15 protein-coding genes are annotated in these 18,847 nt (G+C 63.5%); all 15 read left to right on the top strand.

What is annotated here, in order from left to right; translation table 11 throughout:
- The first annotated feature begins 46 nt into the window (after window positions 1-46).
- Window positions 47-1,579: an acyl-CoA ligase (AMP-forming), exosortase A system-associated gene (locus ACFO3E_RS05660; RefSeq protein WP_380803028.1), complete on the top strand. Its 1,533-nt coding sequence runs from the start codon at window positions 47-49 to the stop codon at window positions 1,577-1,579.
- Window positions 1,576-2,808, top strand: a complete 1,233-nt coding sequence (locus ACFO3E_RS05655; RefSeq protein ID WP_380803026.1) for a pyridoxal-dependent decarboxylase, exosortase A system-associated — start codon at window positions 1,576-1,578, stop codon at window positions 2,806-2,808. The genes ACFO3E_RS05660 and ACFO3E_RS05655 overlap by 4 nt, the downstream gene beginning before the upstream one ends.
- A 133-nt stretch (window positions 2,809-2,941) precedes the next feature.
- The gene (locus ACFO3E_RS05650) at window positions 2,942-3,586 is read left to right on the top strand and encodes an XrtA/PEP-CTERM system exopolysaccharide export protein (RefSeq protein WP_380803023.1); all 645 of its coding nucleotides are present in this window, start codon (window positions 2,942-2,944) and stop codon (window positions 3,584-3,586) included.
- A 1-nt stretch (window position 3,587) separates the two neighbouring features.
- A complete protein-coding gene (locus tag ACFO3E_RS05645) occupies window positions 3,588-5,105 on the top strand; it encodes an XrtA system polysaccharide chain length determinant (protein ID WP_380803020.1) in 1,518 nt (505 codons plus the stop codon).
- Window positions 5,106-5,115: 10 nt separating this feature from the next.
- Entirely contained in the window at window positions 5,116-6,030 is a 915-nt protein-coding gene (locus ACFO3E_RS05640) for a P-loop NTPase (protein ID WP_380803019.1), read from the top strand.
- Window positions 6,027-7,610: a hypothetical protein gene (locus tag ACFO3E_RS05635; RefSeq protein WP_380803017.1), complete on the top strand. Its 1,584-nt coding sequence runs from the start codon at window positions 6,027-6,029 to the stop codon at window positions 7,608-7,610. Before ACFO3E_RS05640 ends, ACFO3E_RS05635 begins: the two co-directional genes overlap by 4 nt.
- Window positions 7,611-7,633: 23 nt before the next feature.
- Window positions 7,634-8,839 (top strand): XrtA/PEP-CTERM system-associated ATPase, encoded by a 1,206-nt coding sequence (locus ACFO3E_RS05630; RefSeq protein ID WP_380803015.1) that lies wholly within the window; start codon window positions 7,634-7,636, stop codon window positions 8,837-8,839.
- Window positions 8,840-8,858: 19 nt separating this feature from the next.
- Complete coding sequence (locus tag ACFO3E_RS05625) at window positions 8,859-9,707, top strand: XrtA system polysaccharide deacetylase (RefSeq protein ID WP_380803089.1); 849 nt, start codon at window positions 8,859-8,861, stop codon at window positions 9,705-9,707.
- Window positions 9,704-10,768 (top strand): FemAB family XrtA/PEP-CTERM system-associated protein, encoded by a 1,065-nt coding sequence (locus tag ACFO3E_RS05620; RefSeq protein ID WP_380803013.1) that lies wholly within the window; start codon window positions 9,704-9,706, stop codon window positions 10,766-10,768. Before ACFO3E_RS05625 ends, ACFO3E_RS05620 begins: the two co-directional genes overlap by 4 nt.
- Window positions 10,765-11,994, top strand: a complete 1,230-nt coding sequence (locus ACFO3E_RS05615) for a TIGR03087 family PEP-CTERM/XrtA system glycosyltransferase (RefSeq protein ID WP_380803012.1) — start codon at window positions 10,765-10,767, stop codon at window positions 11,992-11,994. The genes ACFO3E_RS05620 and ACFO3E_RS05615 overlap by 4 nt, the downstream gene beginning before the upstream one ends.
- Window positions 11,991-13,526, top strand: a complete 1,536-nt coding sequence (gene xrtA / locus ACFO3E_RS05610; RefSeq protein WP_380803009.1) for an exosortase A — start codon at window positions 11,991-11,993, stop codon at window positions 13,524-13,526. Before ACFO3E_RS05615 ends, xrtA begins: the two co-directional genes overlap by 4 nt.
- Window positions 13,527-13,537: 11 nt before the next feature.
- Window positions 13,538-15,433 (top strand): XrtA/PEP-CTERM system amidotransferase, encoded by a 1,896-nt coding sequence (locus ACFO3E_RS05605; RefSeq protein ID WP_380803006.1) that lies wholly within the window; start codon window positions 13,538-13,540, stop codon window positions 15,431-15,433.
- 101 nt (window positions 15,434-15,534) lie between these two features.
- Window positions 15,535-16,884 carry a sugar transferase gene (locus ACFO3E_RS05600; protein ID WP_380803004.1) on the top strand — a complete coding sequence of 450 codons (1,350 nt, stop codon included), beginning with the start codon at window positions 15,535-15,537 and terminating at the stop codon, window positions 16,882-16,884.
- Window positions 16,884-18,017, top strand: coding sequence for a glycosyltransferase (locus tag ACFO3E_RS05595; RefSeq protein ID WP_380803001.1), 1,134 nt, complete (start codon window positions 16,884-16,886; stop codon window positions 18,015-18,017). The genes ACFO3E_RS05600 and ACFO3E_RS05595 overlap by 1 nt, the downstream gene beginning before the upstream one ends.
- A gap of 62 nt (window positions 18,018-18,079) precedes the next feature.
- The gene (locus ACFO3E_RS05590; RefSeq protein WP_380802998.1) at window positions 18,080-18,832 is read left to right on the top strand and encodes a class I SAM-dependent methyltransferase; all 753 of its coding nucleotides are present in this window, start codon (window positions 18,080-18,082) and stop codon (window positions 18,830-18,832) included.
- Window positions 18,833-18,847: the final 15 nt, after the last annotated feature.

The raw sequence follows: 18,847 nt of genomic DNA, 5'->3' as shown, positions 1-18,847 counted from the left end.
ATTATCTCCCCGGCACCATCCTCTGCCTTAGGTGAAAAGTCTGGAAATGGAGTTAAGCAGCGCCGCCTTGATCGATGGCGAGGAAGTCCGGCCGATCGACCATCTGCTGCTGCAGGGAGACGCCATGCGCCCGGCGCTGGACGGGCGGTCGGGACTGCAGAATTATGCGGAGCTGGAAGAAAGTCTGGGACGGCTGGCCGCCTGGCTGGCGGGGTTCGGTCTGGAAAAAGGCGCGCGAGTCGCAAGCTGGATCGCGAAAGGGCCCGTCGCCGCGCTGATGCCGCTGGCCGCGCCGCGTGCGGGGCTGGTCCATGTTCCGGTCAATCCGCTTCTGAAACACGCGCAGGTTGCGCATATTTTGGCCGACAGCGGCACGCAGCTTCTGATCGCCACGGCGAGTCGCGTGGATACGCTGGCGGATGGTGACGTTCCGGACGAGTGCCGTCTGCTGCGGGAAGATGATGCGGCTTGCGCCATGAGTGGCGGGGACCCGCTGCCTCCGTCGAACGCCGGGCCGCATGACCTGGCGGCGATACTCTATACGAGCGGATCGACCGGGCGGCCTAAGGGTGTGATGCTGAGCCATGCCAATCTCTGGCTCGGCGCTGCGGCGGTGGCGCGCTATTTGAAGCTGGGGGCTGACGACCGAACGCTGTGCGTGCTGCCTTTCAGCTTCGACTATGGGCAAAATCAGCTATTTTCCACCTGGTATGCGGGTGGGTGCGTCTATCCGCTCGACTATTTGACGGCGCGGGATGTCATGAAGTCGGTCGATCGGCGGGATATCACGACATTAGCTGGGGTGCCGCCGTTGTGGGTGCAGCTAACCGAACTGGATTGGCAACCCGAAGTGGCGGGCAAGCTGAAGCGTCTCACCAACAGCGGCGGGGCGCTTACGCGGCCGCTGGTGGTTAAGCTGCGCAGCCTGTTTCCCAAGGCGGATCTCTATCCGATGTATGGGCTGACCGAAGCCTTCCGATCGACCTATCTGCCGCCTGCTTTGGTCGAGAGCCATCCCGACTCGATGGGGTCGGCGATACCGCATGCGGAGATATTGGTCGTGAGGCAGGACGGCAGCCTTACCGATGATGAGGAAACCGGCGAACTGGTGCATTGCGGGCCGCTTGTGGCGCAGGGTTATTGGCGCGATCCGGAGCGAACTTCGGAACGATTCCGGTCTGCGCCGCCAGCTTCGCGCTATGGAGGCTTGGCCGTATGGTCGGGCGACAGCGTGCGGCGGGATGCGCAGGGGCTTCTCTATTTCGTCGGGCGCGATGATGCGATGATCAAATCATCGGGCAATCGCATCAGCCCGACGGAGATCGAGGAAGCAGCGGTAGCCGTGCCCGGCGTTGCCGAAGCGGTCGCCCTGGGGATCAAGGATGACAGGCTGGGGCAGGCCGTCCTGCTGTTGATCCGGTCGGACGATGTCGAAGTGGAGGCGGTGGTGGAGGTCCGGCTGAAGACCGAATTGCCCAATTTCATGCAGCCCCGAACGATCATCCGACTTGTGGACTTCCCGCGCACGCCCAATGGCAAGATTGATCGCGTGGCGCTGGCCAAGGAATATGACCGATGAAGCCGATGGGACCCATTCCACCCTTTTTCGAAAGCGAAGAGGGCATGCTGTTGATCGGCGGATGCGGCGCTGCAAGTTTGGTGGATGAAGCGGGGGATACGCCGCTATTCGTCTATGACATGGGGATCGTCGAGTGGCAGGTGCGGGCGCTGCGTGACGCCATGCCGTCCGAACTGTCGATCCATTATGCGGTGAAGGCCAACCCGCACCCGGCATTGCTGGAGCGGATGGCGCGGCTGGTTGATGGATTTGACGTAGCGTCGGGCGGTGAAGCGGCCAGAGCGCTGGAAGCGGGTATGGATGCAGCGCATGTGAGCTTCGCCGGTCCGGGGAAGCGAGATGATGAACTGATCGCCGCGATCGATGCGGGGATCACGCTGAATCTGGAGTCTGAGGGGGAGGCGCGGCGGGCGCTTGCGCTTGCGGAGCAGCGTGGACGGACGCCCCGGCTTGCGGTGCGGGTCAATCCCGATTTCGACCTAAAAGGATCGGGCATGCGCATGGGGGGCGGAGCCAAGCCGTTCGGTGTGGATGCCGACCGGGCGGCGGGGCTTGCGCGGTCCTTGATCGACGCCGGAGCGGACTGGCGCGGATGGCACATCTTTGCCGGGTCGCAGGCGCTGGACGCGGAAGCGCTGATTGACTCGCAGGCGGCGACAGTGGGCCTTGCAGCGCGATTGTCGAATGAGGTTGGCGTGACGCCACCGCTGGTCAATCTGGGAGGCGGTTTTGGCATCCCCTATTTCCCCGGCGATCAACGGCTGGATATCGTTCCGATCGGCGATGCGCTGGGTCAGACGTTGCAAGCGCGGGCCGATATTTTGGCGGGCAGCGAGTTCGCGATGGAACTGGGTCGTTGGCTGGTGGGCGAGGCGGGCGTTTATCTGACGCGCGTTGTCGATGTGAAGCAGAGCCAGGGCGAGACGTTCGTCGTCGTCGATGGCGGCCTGCACCACCAGTTGGCGGCGAGCGGCAATTTCGGCACCGTGGTGAGACGTAACTATCCGATCGCTGTGGCGAACCGTTTCGGTCAGACCGCGGAGAACGAAGCTGTCACGGTAGTTGGATGCCTCTGCACGCCTATCGACAAGCTGGGTGACAAGGTGGCGCTGCCCAAAGTCGTGGAAGGCGACCTGATCGCGATCTTCGTCGCGGGAGCTTATGGCGCGTCGGCCAGCCCCTCCGGATTTTTGGGGCACCCGCCTGCTCTGGAACTATTACTTGGCTGATATGCCAATAGTTTGACGCCTAACCGTATCTTTACCCTTTGAAGGCAAGAAGAGGCCCAAAGCCCATCGCTTTGCGGCCGCTTCACCTCTTTGGCGGCTGCGCAGTCGTGTGGCCGCATCATGAGGTGAAGATATGCGTTTCCTGTCGGTTTCCCGGGCTCTGATCGGTGCTTCGCTGCCCGCCATGGCTTTGTCGGGCTGCGCAGCGGGCGGCGGGGGTCAACAATTGCCGCCGGCATCCTTTGTCTCGCAACAGGAAGGACCGGGCGAGGAATATGTGATCGGTCCGCTCGACGACCTGACGGTTTTCGTGTGGCGCAACCCGGAACTGGGCGCGAAGGTGCAGGTGCGGCCCGATGGGCGCATTACCACGCCGCTGATCGCAGATATGCCGGCCGTAGGGAAGACGCCCAAGCAGCTCGCGGACGATATGAAGGTCGCGCTCACCAAATATATCGAAAATCCGCTGGTTTCGGTGATCGTCAACAATTTCTCCGGCACGTTCAGCCAGCAGGTGCGGATCGTGGGGGCAACCGAAAAGCCCGCGTCAATTCCCTACCGCGCCAACATGACGCTGCTTGACGCCATGATCTCGGTCGGTGGGCTGAGCGAATATGCGGCGGGCAACCGGGCGCGGCTGGTCCGCTTCAACAAGGAAGAGGGCAAGCAGCAGGAATATCAGGTCCGCATCGGCGACCTGTTGAAGCGCGGGGACAGCAAGGCGAATGTCATGCTGGCGCCCGGCGACGTCATCATCATCCCTGAAAGCATGTTCTGATATGGCGGGTCTTTATGACGAACTGCTGATCGTCCTGCATGGCATATGGACGCGGCGCTGGCTGGCGCTGGGCGTCGCCTGGGGCGTGTGCATGCTCGGCTGGCTGGGTATCGCGTTGGTGCCCAATAGCTACGAAAGCAAGGCGCGGGTTTATGTGAACACGCAGTCGCTGCTGCAGGACAAGGTGGGCATCACTCAGGTCCAGTCGCAGCAGGACCTTGACCGGGTGCGCCAGACATTGGCCAGCACCGCCAATCTGGAGCGCGTCGTCAAGGAAACCGACCTCAACCAGACGATCAGCGGGCCGCGTGACATGGCCGCCAAGATCACTGCGTTGCGTGAGGGCATCACCGTTATGGCGCAGGCCGATCCCAGCATGATCGACATCAGCGCCAAGTCGGCAGACTCCAGCCTGTCTGACGGCGCCAATGCCCGCATCGCGCAGCAGGCCGTGCAGAAATTGATCGAGATATTTCAGGAAGCCAATCTGTCGTCCGATCGTGTCGAGACGAAGCAGAGCTTGGCCTTCCTGGACCAGCAGATCGCCGCGCGCGGTCGCCAGCTTGCGGCAGCCGAGCAGCGCCGGGTCGAATTCGAGCAGCGCTATGCCGGGATGCTTCCGGGCGCAGGCTCCATCGGTCAGCGGATGGATGCGGCCCGGATGGAGATCAACAATATCGAGTCGCAGCTGGTGCAGGCATCGAGCGCGTTGAGCGCCATGAATGGCCAACTTGCCGGGACGCCGCAGGTGTTGCCGGGCATGGGCGCGTCGGGTGGTCCCTCGGCACTGTCGCAGGCGCAGGCCGACTTGGCGGGCATGCGGGCGCGTGGCTGGACCAGCGACCATCCGGACGTGATCGCCGCGCAACGGCAGGTCGATGCGCTGCGCCGTCAGGGCGGTGGTGGAGGTGCGGCAGGTGGATCGCCCAACCCCGCCTATCTGTCGATCAAGTCGATGCAGGCGGAACGCGCCGCGACCGTGCAGGCGCTTCAGACCCGCAAGTCGCAGCTTCAGGCGGACCTCAACGCCATGTCCTCGCGCCAGACCGATGAACCGGGCCTCGCCGCCGAGCAGGAAAAGCTCGACCGCGATTATGAGGTGCTGAAGACGCAATATGACAAGCTGCTTGCCGATCGCGAGGATGTGAGGCTGCGCGGCGATGTGAAGACCGAGACTGGATCCGTCCAGTTCCGCGTCATCAATCCGCCAAGCGCGCCGACCGCGCCGACCGCGCCAAATCGTCCGCTGCTGTTGCTGGGCATATTGATCGTGGGCATTGGCGCGGGCATCGGTAACGCCTTCGCCATGGGGCAGCTCAAGGGCAGCTTTCCGACTGCGGCGCGGCTGGAAAGGGCGGTCGGCGTGCCGGTCATCGGCTCCATCACCCAGACGGTCAGCGCTGCGCAAAAAGCGGTCGAAAAGCAGCGGTTGAAATGGTTCGCGGGAGCGAGCGGAGGACTGGCCGGGCTCTGCCTGCTGCTGATCCTGGTCGAATTCATCCAGCGCGGCATGGCGTGAGGAGCGGACAATGAACAAGCATAGCTCACTGTCCAAAGGGTCGCTGATCGAGCGGGCGACTGAGATCTACGATTTCAGCGCGGCCCTGCAAGGACGCGCGGCTCCCGCCATGGAGGTGCCGGTTGAAGCGACCTTGCCGCCGGTGGTTGAGATCGTGCAGCCGATTGTTGCCGCTGGTGAGTTTCGCGCGCCCGACTGGCGCGGGCCGGTGCAGAGTATCGACCGGATCGCGCTGGCGGAAGGCGGCTATCTGCTGCCGGACGGGCCGGTTACGGCGATGAGCGAGGAGTTCCGCCTCCTGAAGCGCGACCTGCTGGCGCAGCTTGGCGGCGATCCGCGCGGCAATCGCATCCTGATCTGTTCCGCCCATAGCGGCGAGGGGAAGAGCTTCTGCGCGATCAACCTAGCGCTCAGTCTAGCGGCGGAGAAGGACCGGGAAATCCTGCTGGTCGATGCCGATTTCGGCAAACCGGGCATCCCGGATGCGCTGGGGCTGACCAGTGGACCCGGTCTGATGGATGCGCTTGCCGATCCGGGACAAGCGATCGAGGATTGCGTGATCCGCACCGACATTCCGTCTCTGTCAGTGCTGCCCGCGGGTCAGCGCAGCAACAACGACACCGAATATCTCGCGTCGGCACGGACCGAGGCATTGCTGAACCGCCTGACCGAAGGCCGTCCGGACAGGGTGATCCTGTTCGATTCGCCGCCGCTGCTTGCCGCTTCGGCTGGCGCGGTGCTGGCAAGCCATGCGGCGGTTGCCGTGCTGGTGGTTCGTGCCGATCAGACCAGTGAAAGCGCGCTGCGCGATGCGGCGGGCTTGCTGAAGGGCGCGGGTCAGGTGCAATTGCTGCTGAACGGCGTCACCTATTCCAGCGGTCGCCGGTTCGGCAGCTATTATGCCAAGGGGGGCGAGGGCGAATGATGCTCCGCACTTCCCTGATTCTGTTGGGCGCGGTGGCGCTTGCCTCATCTCCGGCGGGCGCGCAGGACCGCAAGGTGAATGTCACGCCTTATCTCGGCGTTGATCAGACAGTGATGGTGCCGCTGAAGGGTGGCGGCGATGTTCTGACCTATACCAATGTCACCGCTGGCGTGACGGCAGAGTTGCGCACGCGCCGGGTCGAGGCCGTGGCGGATGTGCAATATAATCACAGCTTCGGCTGGGGCCGCGAGGCGACTGATCAGGATGTCATCAGCGGAATCGTGTCGGGCCAATATGCCGTTTCACGAGGACTGACGCTGAATGCAGGCGGCCTTGCGGCGCGCGTTCGTACCGATGGGCTGTCCGGCGCAGCGACGCTGAACGACAGCCTGACGAGCCAAGTCTATGCTGCTTATGCCGGGCCGTCCTACGCCACGTCCTTGGGCGATGTGGACGTCACCGCCTCCTATCGCCTGGGTTATGCGCGGGTGGAAGAGGATGTCGATGCCGATTTGGCGGGCGTGCCCAATGCGGGCGCTTTCGCCGATTCCGTTTCGCATAGCCTGACCGGCTCCGTCGGGGTTGCGCCGGGTGTCTGGTTGCCGCTCGGCATCATCGTGAGTGCGGGATATGATCGCGAGGATGCGAGCCAACTCGATCAGCGGTTCGAAGATGGCTGGGGCCGCGTCGATGCGACGCTGCCCGTCTCGCCTACTGTCGCCCTTGCAGGGGGCGTGGGTTATGAGCGGATCAAGATCAGCCAGCGTTCGCCGCTTCTGGACAGCAATGGCCAGCCCGTGGTCCGCAACGGCCGCTATGTCACCGATGACAATTCGCCCCATGCGCTCATCTATGATTTCGACGACATCATATGGGATGTAGGCGTCCTCTGGCGTCCGAACCGCCGCACCTCGCTCGAGGCGCGGGTCGGAGAGCGCTATGGCGGCATGAGCTATAGCGGCAGCTTCGTCTGGCAGGGGCGTAACCAGTCCTTTGCGTTGGTGGTGTTCGACGGCATCGACAGCTTCGGCCGGATCATCACCTCCAACGTGGCGGCCGTTTCAGGCAGCAGCCTGAATGTCGTGCGTAACCCCTTCACCGGCGATTTCACCGGCTGCGCTTTCTCCCAGACCGGGGGCGGGCAATGCTTCAACGACGCGCTGTCGGGGATCACCGCCGCCAACTTCCGCTACAGGGGTATCGCGGCACAATATTCGGCGCAGCGGGGACCGTGGGGGCTGGGCGTGGGCCTCGGCTATTCGCAGCGCAAGTTCGTGACGCCTTCGGGAGAGACGATCCTGGTGCGCGGATCGAAGGACCAGAATTGGTACGGCACCGCGTCGCTTAGCTATGTCATCGACAGCCGGTCGAGCCTGGATAGTGCGATCTACGCCAGTTATTTCGACGCGAGCGGCGCGCGGCTGGACGTGCTGAACATGGGCGCTTTCACCAGCTACAACCGCCTCATCAACCGCAATCTTCAGGCATCCGCTTCGCTTGGGTTCGACAGCGCCAAGGCGGATGAACTGGATGCGGTTATCAACGCCATGGGCCAAGTCGGCCTGCGGTACAGCTTCTAATCCCGTCGGGGTGGAGACGAGAGATGTACGATCAGTTTTACGGATTTGAGGGCCGCCCCTTCCAGCTGACGCCCGATCCGCACTTCTATTTCGAAAGCGCCACGCATCGCAAAGCGCTGTCCTATCTGGGATACGGCCTCGCCCAAGGGGAAGGTTTCATCGTCATCACTGGCGACATCGGGGCGGGCAAGACGACGCTGGTCGGGCATTTGATGGCGACGATCGATCCGGCGCGGCTGACCGCGGTCAAGATCGTGTCCACCCAAGTGGGCGGCGACGACATGCTGCGGTTGACGGCGCAGAGCTTCGGACTGCCTACCGACGACATGCCCAAAGCGCAGATCCTTCGTCAGATCGAGGCGTTCCTGCATGGTCAGGCACGCGCTGGCCGCCGGTCGCTGCTGATCGTAGACGAGGCGCAAAATCTTTCGGTTTCGGCGATCGAGGAACTGCGGATGCTGTCCAACTTCCAGTTGGGCGGACAATCGCTGTTGCAGATCTTCCTGCTGGGCCAGCCCGAATTTCGCGACTTGTTGAAGTCCGCCCAACTAGAGCAGCTGCGGCAGCGCGTCATAGCCACGCATCATCTTGACCCGATGCAGCGGAGCGAAATCGAACCTTATATCCTGCACCGACTGTCGATCGTGGGTTGGAATGGCGATCCCCATTTCACAGCTGACGCCTTCGCCGCAATCTACGCGGCGACGGGCGGCGTACCGCGCCGAGTCAATGTGCTCGCCAGCCGTGTCCTGCTGCTGGGTGCGCTGGACCAGCTGTCCGAAATCAACGCCGATGCGGTGCAGGCGGTGATCGAGGATATGGGCGCTGACAGCGACGCGACATTGCAGGCAGTCCCACCGTCGGTCCTGGATCGTGCAGAGGAAGTGCCTGCTCCTGCGGCGGCGCAGTCTGCGCCTGCTCGGGATACGTTGCGCGCGGAACTGGACGCGCTGCGGGCGCGCCAACCGGAGCCGTCGAGCAGCTTGATGGATGAGATCGCGGCGTTGCGAGCGGAGGTGGAGTCGCTCCGCATCGAGCAGGCCACGATCACGTCCGTCGATCCAGAAGCGCTGAAGGACTGCTTCACCCTGATCGAAGAGCGCCTGGCATCGCTGGAGTTTCGGGTCGGTGAACAGGATACGGCGCTTCGCCGAGTGCTGACGTTGCTGGTCGAGTGGGTCGAGCGTGAGCAGCGCATGGGCGATACGCCGCATAGCGCCGCAGCCTGAACCGTTCGCTGACCGCGTCATGATGCAGAATGCCTTGTCGGTCGATGTGGAGGATTGGTTCCATGTCGGCGCCTTTGAGCGCACGATCGGCCGGGACGGCTGGGATGCGCTGACCCATCGGGTTGAGCGCAACACCGACGAGGTGCTGGCGCTGTTTGCGGAAACGGGCGTCAGCGCGACTTTCTTCACGCTTGGGTGGGTGGCAGAGCGCTACCCGGCGCTGATGCGGCGGATCGTCGATGCGGGACATGAGATTGCGAGCCATGGCTATGACCATGCGCGCGTCTTTTCCCTGACGCCTGAGGCGTTTCGGGAGGATTTGCGCCGGTCGCGCGGGCTGTTGGAGGATGCCAGCGGGGAACGGGTCATCGGCTATCGCGCGCCGAGCTTTTCGATCGATCATCGCACCCCGTGGGCGCACCAAGTGCTGGTGGAAGAAGGCTATCTCTATTCGAGCAGCGTCGCGCCGATCCGGCACGACCATTATGGCTGGCCGGATTCGCCACGCTTCGCCTGGAGGCCGGTGGAGGGCGCATCTTTGCTGGAACTGCCGGTGACGACCGCTGAGTTTGGCGGGCGCAGGCTGGCGGCTGGCGGGGGCGGGTTTTTTAGGCTGCTGCCCTATGGTTTTTCCCGTTGGGCGATCCGGCAGGTGAATGGACGGGAAGATCGGCCAGCTATCATCTATTTCCATCCGTGGGAGATCGATCCGGATCAGCCGCGGGTACGGGGTGCGCCGCTTCGTTCGCGTTTGCGTCATTATACCAACCTGTCCGTCATGGCGCAGAAGCTGCGGCGGCTGGCACGTGATTTTGCGTGGACTCGCATCGATGCGCTCATCGCCAGGGAAGCGGAGCGCGCAGCATGAACCTCAGCACCGGTCTTGGCGTGGTGCCGTTGGACCTTGACGACGCGACGCAGGTGGCGGCCGCCGACGCCTTCGTTGCGGGCAGGGCAGATGCGACGCCGTTCCACCGACCGGCTTGGTTGAAGGCAATTGCGCGCGGGACGGGCAATCGCGGCGATATGCTCGCTGCTGTCGCGTCCTCAGGGCAGATCGCGGGTCTGTTGCCGCTGACGCACATGAGGAGCCGCTTGTTCGGGCAGGCGCTGGTATCATCGGGCTTCGCTGTAGATGGCGGGATTTTAGCGGATGATCCTGCTGTCATTGCAGCGTTGGCGAGCGCGGCCGAGGGGCTGGCGCGTGACCGTGGCGTGGGATCGGTGGAACTGCGCGGTGGGCCGCTGCCAGGGCAGGGCTGGACCGTGCATGAGGGAAGCCATCTGGGCTTTGTCCGCCCGATTGCGGCCGACGACGAAGCCGAACTGCTTGCCATACCGCGCAAGCATCGGGCCGAATTGCGCAAGGCGCTGGCCAATCTCGCGCTCCGGGTCGAGGTGGGGCGCGACGCTCGGCTCGTCCGCGCGCACTATGATGTTTATGCGCAGAGCGTTCGTAATCTTGGCACCCCCGTTTTCCCGGCGCAGCTGTTCTGCGAGGTGCTGTCCGCCTTTGGAGAAGATGCGGACATATTGCTGGTGCTGGACGGCGACCGGCCCGTATCGGCTGTTCTCACGCTCTATCATCAGGGGCGGGTGATGCCCTTCTGGGGCGGCGGCGTCGCGGATGCGCGGCGGCTGCGGTCGAATGAGCTGATGTATTACCGGCTGATGGGGCATGGCCGGACGCGGGGTATGAAACTCTTTGACTTCGGCCGGTCCAAGACGGGCAGCGGTCAGGCGGCGTGGAAGAAAAGCTTTGGCTTCGATCCCGAGCCGCTCACCTATCATAGCTGGTCAGCGAGCGGAGAACGGCGGGACATCAATCCCAGCAGCGCCCAATATCAGCGGCGCGTCGATCTGTGGAAGAAGCTACCCTTGCCGGTCGCCAACCTGCTGGGCCCGCTCATTTCGCGGGGGCTCGGATGACGGGGGAGATATTGTTCCTCTGCCACCGCATCCCCTTTCCCCCGGATCGCGGCGACAAGATCCGCTCCTACCATATTCTCAAACGGCTGGCGGAGATCGCGCCCGTCCATGTCGGCTCCTTCGCCGATGATGATCGTGACATGGGGTTTGCGACGGATATGCAGGCACTGACCAAGAGCCAGTGCGTGCTGAAGCGCGATAGATCACGCGCTATCGCTGGGCTTGCCGGACTGGCGAAGCGTCAGCCGATGCTGGTGTCCTTGTTCGAAAGCCGGGAGATGCACCGCTGGGTGAAGCGGACAATGCGCGAGCGTCCGATTGCCGCAGTCATGGGCTATTCGGCGCAAATGGCGCATTTCGTCCCCGCGCTGCCGCCTGGCGTGCGCTTCGTGATGGACTTTGTGGATTTGGATTCGGCCAAATATGCGGCCTATGGCGCCGGGAGCGGCGGGCCGATAGCCTGGATCAACCGGCGCGAAGGGCGGCTCTTGCTCGAGTTTGAACGCGCCACGGCTCGTCGCGCAGACCTCAGCGCCTTTGTGAGCGAAGCCGAGGCGGAGCTGTTCCGGTGTGCCAGTGGACTGGATGCGGGTCGCGTGATCGCGATCGAAAATGGCGTTGCGCTCGATTATTTCGATCCGGCGGCCGCCTTTGAGCCGGTTGAGGGGATCAGCGGGCCCTTGATCGTCTTCACCGGCCAGATGGATTACCGGCCGAATATCGAAGCGGTGGAAAGCTTTGCTCATCATACCCTTCCCGCCGTGCGATCGGTCCACCCGGACGCCTGCTTCGCGATTGTCGGGCGGAACCCGGTTCCGCAGGTGGAGGCGCTGAAGGCGCTACCGGGCGTGATCGTTACCGGCTCCGTGCCCGATGTGCGGGGTTGGTTGGCGGCGGCGGATGTGGTGGTTGCGCCGCTACGGATCGCGCGGGGCATTCAGAACAAGGTGCTGGAGGCGATGGCCATGGCGCGGCCGGTCGTGGCTTCGCGAGAGGCGGCCGAGGGGATCGACGCCAGCAATGGCAAGCATTTCCTGATCGCTGCCGACCCTGCCGAAGAGGTGGAAAAGGTTGCCGCTCTGCTGGCCGATCCGGAGCGGGCGCAGCGCCTTGGCCGCGCGGCGCGGGCGAGGATGGAAGAACGCTATCGCTGGTCTGAAACGCTGAAGGATCTGCCGACCATGCTGTTCGGTCAGCGGGGCGAAGCAAGCGTGCGGGCGGCGTGACGTCACGCGCGCTTTCCATGGCCCGGCTGTCGGGTAGCGCTGTCCTGGGTTGGCGCGGGCACCTGGCGGCGCTGGGGGGCCTGAGCTTCCTTATCCTGTCGCTCTTCCATCGCGATGTTATCGCTATGGTTTTCATCTGGTGGAACGCCTCTACCTTCGGCCATTGCCTGTTCATCCCGATCCTGATCGCCTGGCTCGTGCAGCAGCGCCTGCCCGGCCTGCAGCAGTTGGAGCCTATCGCCTGGGCGCCCGGCCTGCTGTGGATCGCGCTCGGCGGTTTCGCTTGGCTGCTGGGCGCAGCGGCAGGCGTCGCGGTGTTCCGGCATGGCGCGTTGATCCTGATGTTGCAGGGCGCGGTCGTGACCCTGCTGGGGCCGGCAGTGGGGCGAGCGCTTCTCTTTCCGCTCTTCTATGCCTTCTTCATGGTGCCAATTGGGGAGGAGATCGTCGCGCCTTTGCAGCTGATCACCGCGCGGCTGTGCATGATGTTCCTGAGCCTGTCGGGGGTGCCTGCGCATATGGACGGCATCTTCATCACCACAGCGACCGGATATTTCAGGGTGGCGGAGGCATGTTCGGGCGCGAAGTTCGTGATCGCCATGACCGCCTATGGCGTGCTGGTCTGCAATGTCTGTTTCACCAGTTGGCCGCGTCGTGCCCTCTTCATGACGGGCGCTCTGATGCTATCGGTACTCGCCAATGGCGTGCGCGCCTTTGCCACGATCCTGGTGGCGCATCTGACGAGCATCGATGCGGCGGTGGGCTTCGACCATGTCCTCTATGGCTGGATATTCTTCGCGATCGTCATGGCGGTGGTGATGGCGGCGGCTTGGCCCTTCTTCGATCGGCGTCCGGGGGATGCTTGGTTCGACCCGGAGCAATTGAGGGGCTCATCCTGGGGGGCGGTCTCACTTCCCCTCGCATTTGGCGCTGCGTTCGGGGTGGTTATGGCCGCGCCGCTCTGGCTGATCGTGAGCGCGGCGGCGAGCGAGCCACTCTTAGGCGCCCCAACGCCCCCGGAGGTGAAGGGCTGGGCTCGGACGACTGAGCAGCCGCGCTATCCGTGGAAGCCGCGCTTCGACGGGGCGGACCATCTTGTCATGGCACGCTATCGCAACCCAGCCGGACAGGTGGTCGATCTCGCCATCGTCAGCTTCGACCGTCAGGAGGAAGGGCGTGAACTGGTGGGGTTTGCTCAGGGTGCTGCCGATCCGGACCAGCATTGGAGCTGGTCGTCGCCCGCGCCCGCGCCAAGGGACGCGCGTGGCGAGCAGATCACCGCGCCCGGTCCGGTTGTCCGCCATGTGGTCAGCGTCTATAAGGTCGGTGGAGCGCCGCTCACAGGCAGTGCGCCGCAGGTCAAGATCGACACGATGAAAGCGAGGCTGCTCGGCGGAGACCAGCGCGCTGGCGCGATCCTGATTTCCGTCGAGGAGCAGCGAGGCATGCCCGCCGACGCAGCCATTGCCGCCTTTTTGCAAGATGTTGGCGACATGAAGGATTTGGCTGACCGCAGCCTCAGCATCCGCTAAAGCCCTTTCGCATGTGCGGGATAGCGGGCATTTTCCATCTTGAAACGGCTAAGCCGGTCGATCCATACCGCGTGCGGGTGATGCTGGACGTGATGCCGCATCGCGGCCCGGACGGCAGCGGCATCTGGACCGCGCCGGGTGTGGGCCTTGGCCATCTCCGGCTTTCGATCATCGACCTTGGCGGCGGCGCTCAGCCGATGTTGACGGAAGATGACAGCCTGGCCGTCACCTTCAACGGTGAAATCTACAATTTCGCGGAAGTCCGGGCCGAGCTGGAGGCGAAAGGCCATATCTTTCGCACGCACAGCGACACTGAGGTAATCCTGCACGGCTACCGCCAGTGGGGCGAAGCCTGTGTCGAGCGCTTCCACGGCATGTTCGCCTTCGCGTTGTTCGATGCGCGGGCTCAGTCGCTTTGGCTTGTGCGCGACCGGCTAGGGGTGAAGCCGCTTCATTACGCGCAGTTGTCGGATGGTAGCCTGATCTTCGGATCGGAATTGAAGAGCCTGCTTGCGCATCCGCTGCTCCGCCGCGCGCCCGATTTGGCGGCTGTCGAAGATTTTATGGCCTATGGCTATGTGCCCGACGACGCCTGCATGGTGGCGGGCGTGCGTAAACTGGGCGCGGGCGAGACGTTGCGCCTGGTGCGAGGCCGGCCGGTGCCGCAGCCGCAGCGCTACTGGGATGTGAGCTTTGCCGAGCGCAGCAAAGCGAAGCCTGAAGCGCTGGAGGAGGAGCTGATCGACCTGATGCGGCAGGCCGTGCGGTCGCGCATGGTCGCAGACGTGCCGCTGGGCGCCTTCCTTTCCGGCGGTGTCGATAGCTCCAGCGTCGTGGCGCTGATGGCGGAAGCTTCGTCGCAGGCGATCAAGACCTGCACCATCGGCTTCGATGTCGCAAGCCTGGATGAGACGGCCTATGCCGACCGCATCGCGCGCCGCTTCGCAACGGATCACCGGGCCAAGATCGTGTCGCCCGATGATTATGGCCTGATTGACACGCTTGCTTTCCATTTCGACGAGCCCTTTGCGGACGCGTCGGCGCTTCCCACCTATCGCGTGTGCGAATTGGCGCGGGAGAAGGTTACCGTCGCACTGTCCGGCGACGGGGCGGACGAAGCCTTTGCCGGTTATCGCCGGCACCGCTTCCAGATGCAGGGCGAGCGGGTCCGTGCGCTCATTCCCTCATCCCTTCGCCAGCCTTTGTTCGGTTCACTTGGCCGCTGGTATCCCAAGGCGGATTGGGCTCCTCGGCCGCTCCGCGCCAAATCGACTCTTCTGGAGCTAGCCGGGGAAGGGGGCGAAGCTTATGCGGCATCGGTGAGCGTCACGCCGCATGCTTTGCGCCAGCGGCTGTTCAGCCAGGACATGCGCAGTCGGCTGGGCGCCTATCGCGCCGAGGATCGCTATATCCGCGCCATGGCGCAGGCGCCCGCTCGCGATCCGCTCGATCGCGCGCAATATGCCGATATTCGCATCTGGCTGCCCGGTGACATTCTGACCAAGACGGACCGTATGAGCATGGCCGTCAGCCTCGAAGCGAGAGAGCCGCTGCTCGATCATCGGCTCGTCGAGTTCGCCGCTCGTCTGCCTGTCGCTCAGCGTATTCGCGGCAACAGCGGCAAATATCTGATGAAGAAGGCGATGGAGCCTTATCTGCCGCAGGACATACTTTACCGGCCGAAAATGGGTTTCGTGACGCCGATCAGTTCCTGGTTTCGGGGGCCACTTGTGGGAGAGGCAACTGCTATTGCAGGGGGGTCGGCTCTCGCAAAGACCGGCTGGTTCGACACCAAAATGCTTGGCAAAGTCGCCGTCGACCACAAGTCGGGCATCGCTGACCATGGCCGTTTGCTTTGGCAGTTGCTGATGCTCGACAAGGCGCTAGGGCGATTGTTCGGCCTCTAAATTACCCCTTCGGCTATGGGTAAGATGCCGCGCACCCCCCTTGCAACCCACGCCTGCGGGTGCCAACGGAACAATCGGGCAAAGGGCAAGCAGGACGCCAAGTGACAGTTTCGAAGGAAATAGTTCGAGCGCGGCTATATTTGCTCTGCCTCCTTGGGGATTTGGCGGGGCTGTTCCTGTCCTTCCTGCTTGCCAACTGGCTGGTGTTGGGGGCGTTGCTGGGTGAGCCAGGCAAGCCGCATGGCCTGGTGATGTTCGCGATGGTCGCGCCGCTCTATATCCTGCTGGCCGTGCAGGGCGGCGCTTATGGCATCCATATGCTGGATAATATCCGCCGCGGCATTGTCCGCGGCCTGCTCGCCCTGGCGCAAGCAGCGCTCCTGATGCTGCTGATCGTTTATCTGGGCAAGATCGCAGAGCAACTGTCCCGTCTCACCTTCGTTACAGGGCTCGGCTTTTCGGCGGTCAGCGTGGCGCTGGTCCGGCTGGCCATTAGCCGCCTCGGCGCGCGGCTGCTGGGGGAGGTGCCGCATCTTACCGCCGTCATCATGGATGGCGTGGAAATCGAAACCCGGCCGCACATGGAGTTGATTGACGCTGACGCCGCTAACTTGCGTCCGGAACGTCACGACGCCGATATGGCTGCGCGACTTGCGGCGGCGGTCGGCATGGCCGAACGCGTGATCGTCGCCTGTCCCATGGAGCGGATGAGCGATTGGTCGGTCGCGCTCAAGTCCCTGTCGGCGCGCGGCGAAATCGTCGTGCCAGAACTGTTGCGCTTCGCCCCGGCGCGCGTTGACGAGTTCGATGGGCAACCGACGATCATCGTTGCTGGTGGACCGTTCCAGTTCCGTGACCGCATCATCAAACGGATCTTCGACATAATCGTTGCTACTGTGGCTACGCTGGCCATATCTCCGGTGTTGATTGCCGCAGCTCTGGCGGTGAGGCTGACCAGCCCTGGCCCGATCATTTTCAAGCAGCCCCGGATCGGTCGCGACGCCCGTCCGTTCAACATATACAAATTCCGGTCGATGCGGACCGACGCAAGCGATCGCAAGGCTGACAAGCTCACGGCGCGAGACGACGATCGGGTAACCAGCGTCGGGCGTTTCCTCCGCCGAACCAGCATTGACGAATTGCCCCAGCTTTTCAACGTACTACGCGGGGACATGAGCATCGTCGGCCCCCGGCCGCATGCCGCAGCCGCCAAGGCAGGCGACAGCCTCTATTGGGAGGTGGACGATCGTTATTGGGAGCGTCACTGCATCAAGCCCGGCATGACCGGCCTGGCGCAAGTGCGTGGCCATCGCGGATCGACGGACCATCATCAGGACCTGATCGACCGGCTTCAGTCGGATCTGGAATATGTCACCAAATGGTCGATCTGGCGGGACCTGCGGATCATCTTCGCGACGATCGGCGTGCTTGTGCATCACAAGGCTTATTGATGCGCGGCATTGATCTGTTCCTGACGTTGGTCGTCATGCTTTCCCTGGGAGCGGTGCTGTGGCCGTTCCTTTTTTATCCCCTGATCCTGCGCATGCTGACGACCCGGCCGGAGCAGCCGGGGCAAGGGCAACCGCCATCGGCATCGCTTCTTTTCTGCGCCTATAATGAGGCGGTGGCGATGCCTGAGAAGCTCGCCAATCTAGCGATGCTGAAACGACGTCACCCGCAGCTTCAGATACTCGCCTTCGATGACGGCTCCTCCGACGACACCGCTGCGCTGATTGCTGCGCAGGGCGACTTGGTGACGCTGGTCCAAGGTCCTGGGCGCAGCGGCAAGGCCCATGGCATGAAGCGGTTGGCGGTGCGGGCGCGGGGTGATGTGCTGATTTTCACCGACGCCAATGTCCTGCTGGATGCTGAGGCCATCGACAATCTTCTTGCCCGCTATGCTGACCCGCAGGTTGGCGGCGTGCTGGGCTCGCTCCACTATCTGGGGGAGGGGAAGAGCGCGACGGCGTCAGTCGGTTCGCTCTATTGGCGCATTGAGGAGCGGTTGAAGGACGAGGAATCGCGGACGGGCAATGTGCTTGGGGCGGATGGCTCTATTTTTTCCATCCGGCGCGCGCTTTACCCTGATTTTCCCGACAGCGTCCTTGATGACCTTACTGTTTCCATGGCGGTGATATTCGCGGGCAAGCGATTGGTGAAGGCGAAGGACGTCATTGCCCGCGAACGGCTGGTTGCGGCGCGCGGTGATGAATATCGGCGCAAGGTTCGGATTGCGGCGCGTGCCTGGCACACCCACGGCCATTTGCGCCCACAATTGCGGCGAATGAGTGCCATCGATCGCTTCAAATATGCTTCGCGCAAAATCGTGCGGTGGTTTGGCGGGCTGTTCATCCTGACCGGCGTCATGGCGGCCTTCGCGCTGGCGCTGCGTATCGCGCCGCTGTTAGCGATGGTGGGAGTGACGCTGGCCCTTATCCTGCTGGCGCTGGGTCTGCGGTCGAAGGGTGGCCCGGTAGCCGCTGTGGTGGATATCCTCATTGCCTATGCTGCTACTCTCCAGGGTGTGTTCAAGGCGATGAGCGGCCGCACAGTCACCGTCTGGAATCCGGCCAAGTCGCGCTGATCCCCCTCGCCAAAAGCGGGGCATATTGTATAGGCCTCCCCAATGCTGATCGGAGCCAAGGCGTGATTACTTTCCAGCGGGTGGCGAAAGCCGCCGGCAAGCATCTGACCCGAACCATGCTCGCGCTGCGCAAGGCGATCGGCGCGCGTGCGAACCGTGCATGTCCTGCCTGCGGGCGGGGCGTGGTGGGCTTTTTCCGTTATGGCGACAATGCCGAATGGGGCTGCCCCAATTGCGGCGCGTCCCCCCGCGAGCGGCTGATGAACCATCTCATTGAGGGTAAGGTGCTGCAGGTGCCGGCGGAGGGCGCGATCCTGCACATGGCCCCGAATGAAGGCAGCCTAGTGCGCCGCTTCTCCACTGCCGCCGATTACACGCCTGCCGATCTTGATCCGGACCGTTACAGCGTACAGGGCATGCGGCGCGTCGATCTGATGGCGCTGGCTGACGAAGAACGGTACGACCTCTTCTATGCCAGCCATGTCATGGAGCATGTGCCGGACGATCATGCCGTTTTGCGCAATATTCACCGGGCGCTGAAGCCCGGCGGTGAAGCCTGGCTGATCGTGCCGCTGTGGGCCAAGCCTACCGAGGACGGCAGTTTCGATATTCCGCCGCGTGAGCGGGAGCGCCGCTTCGGTCAGTGGGATCATGTCCGCCAATATGGGCCGGACTTCGCCGACCGGATTCGCGCGGCGGGGTTTGAGCTGGAGGAAATCGACGCCAGCGGTGTCGATCCGGATACGCGGCACTTTTACGCGCTCGACGACCGCCTGTTCCGCGCCCGCAAGCCGGTAGGAGCCGCCGCGCGGTGAGCGCCGCGCTCGGGA

Source organism: Sphingobium tyrosinilyticum (assembly GCF_042654265.1).
Classification (GTDB): Bacteria; Pseudomonadota; Alphaproteobacteria; order Sphingomonadales; family Sphingomonadaceae; genus Sphingobium; species Sphingobium tyrosinilyticum.
Note: the sequence above shows the minus strand (reverse complement) of the source record. Positions and strands in the feature narration are given on the sequence as shown.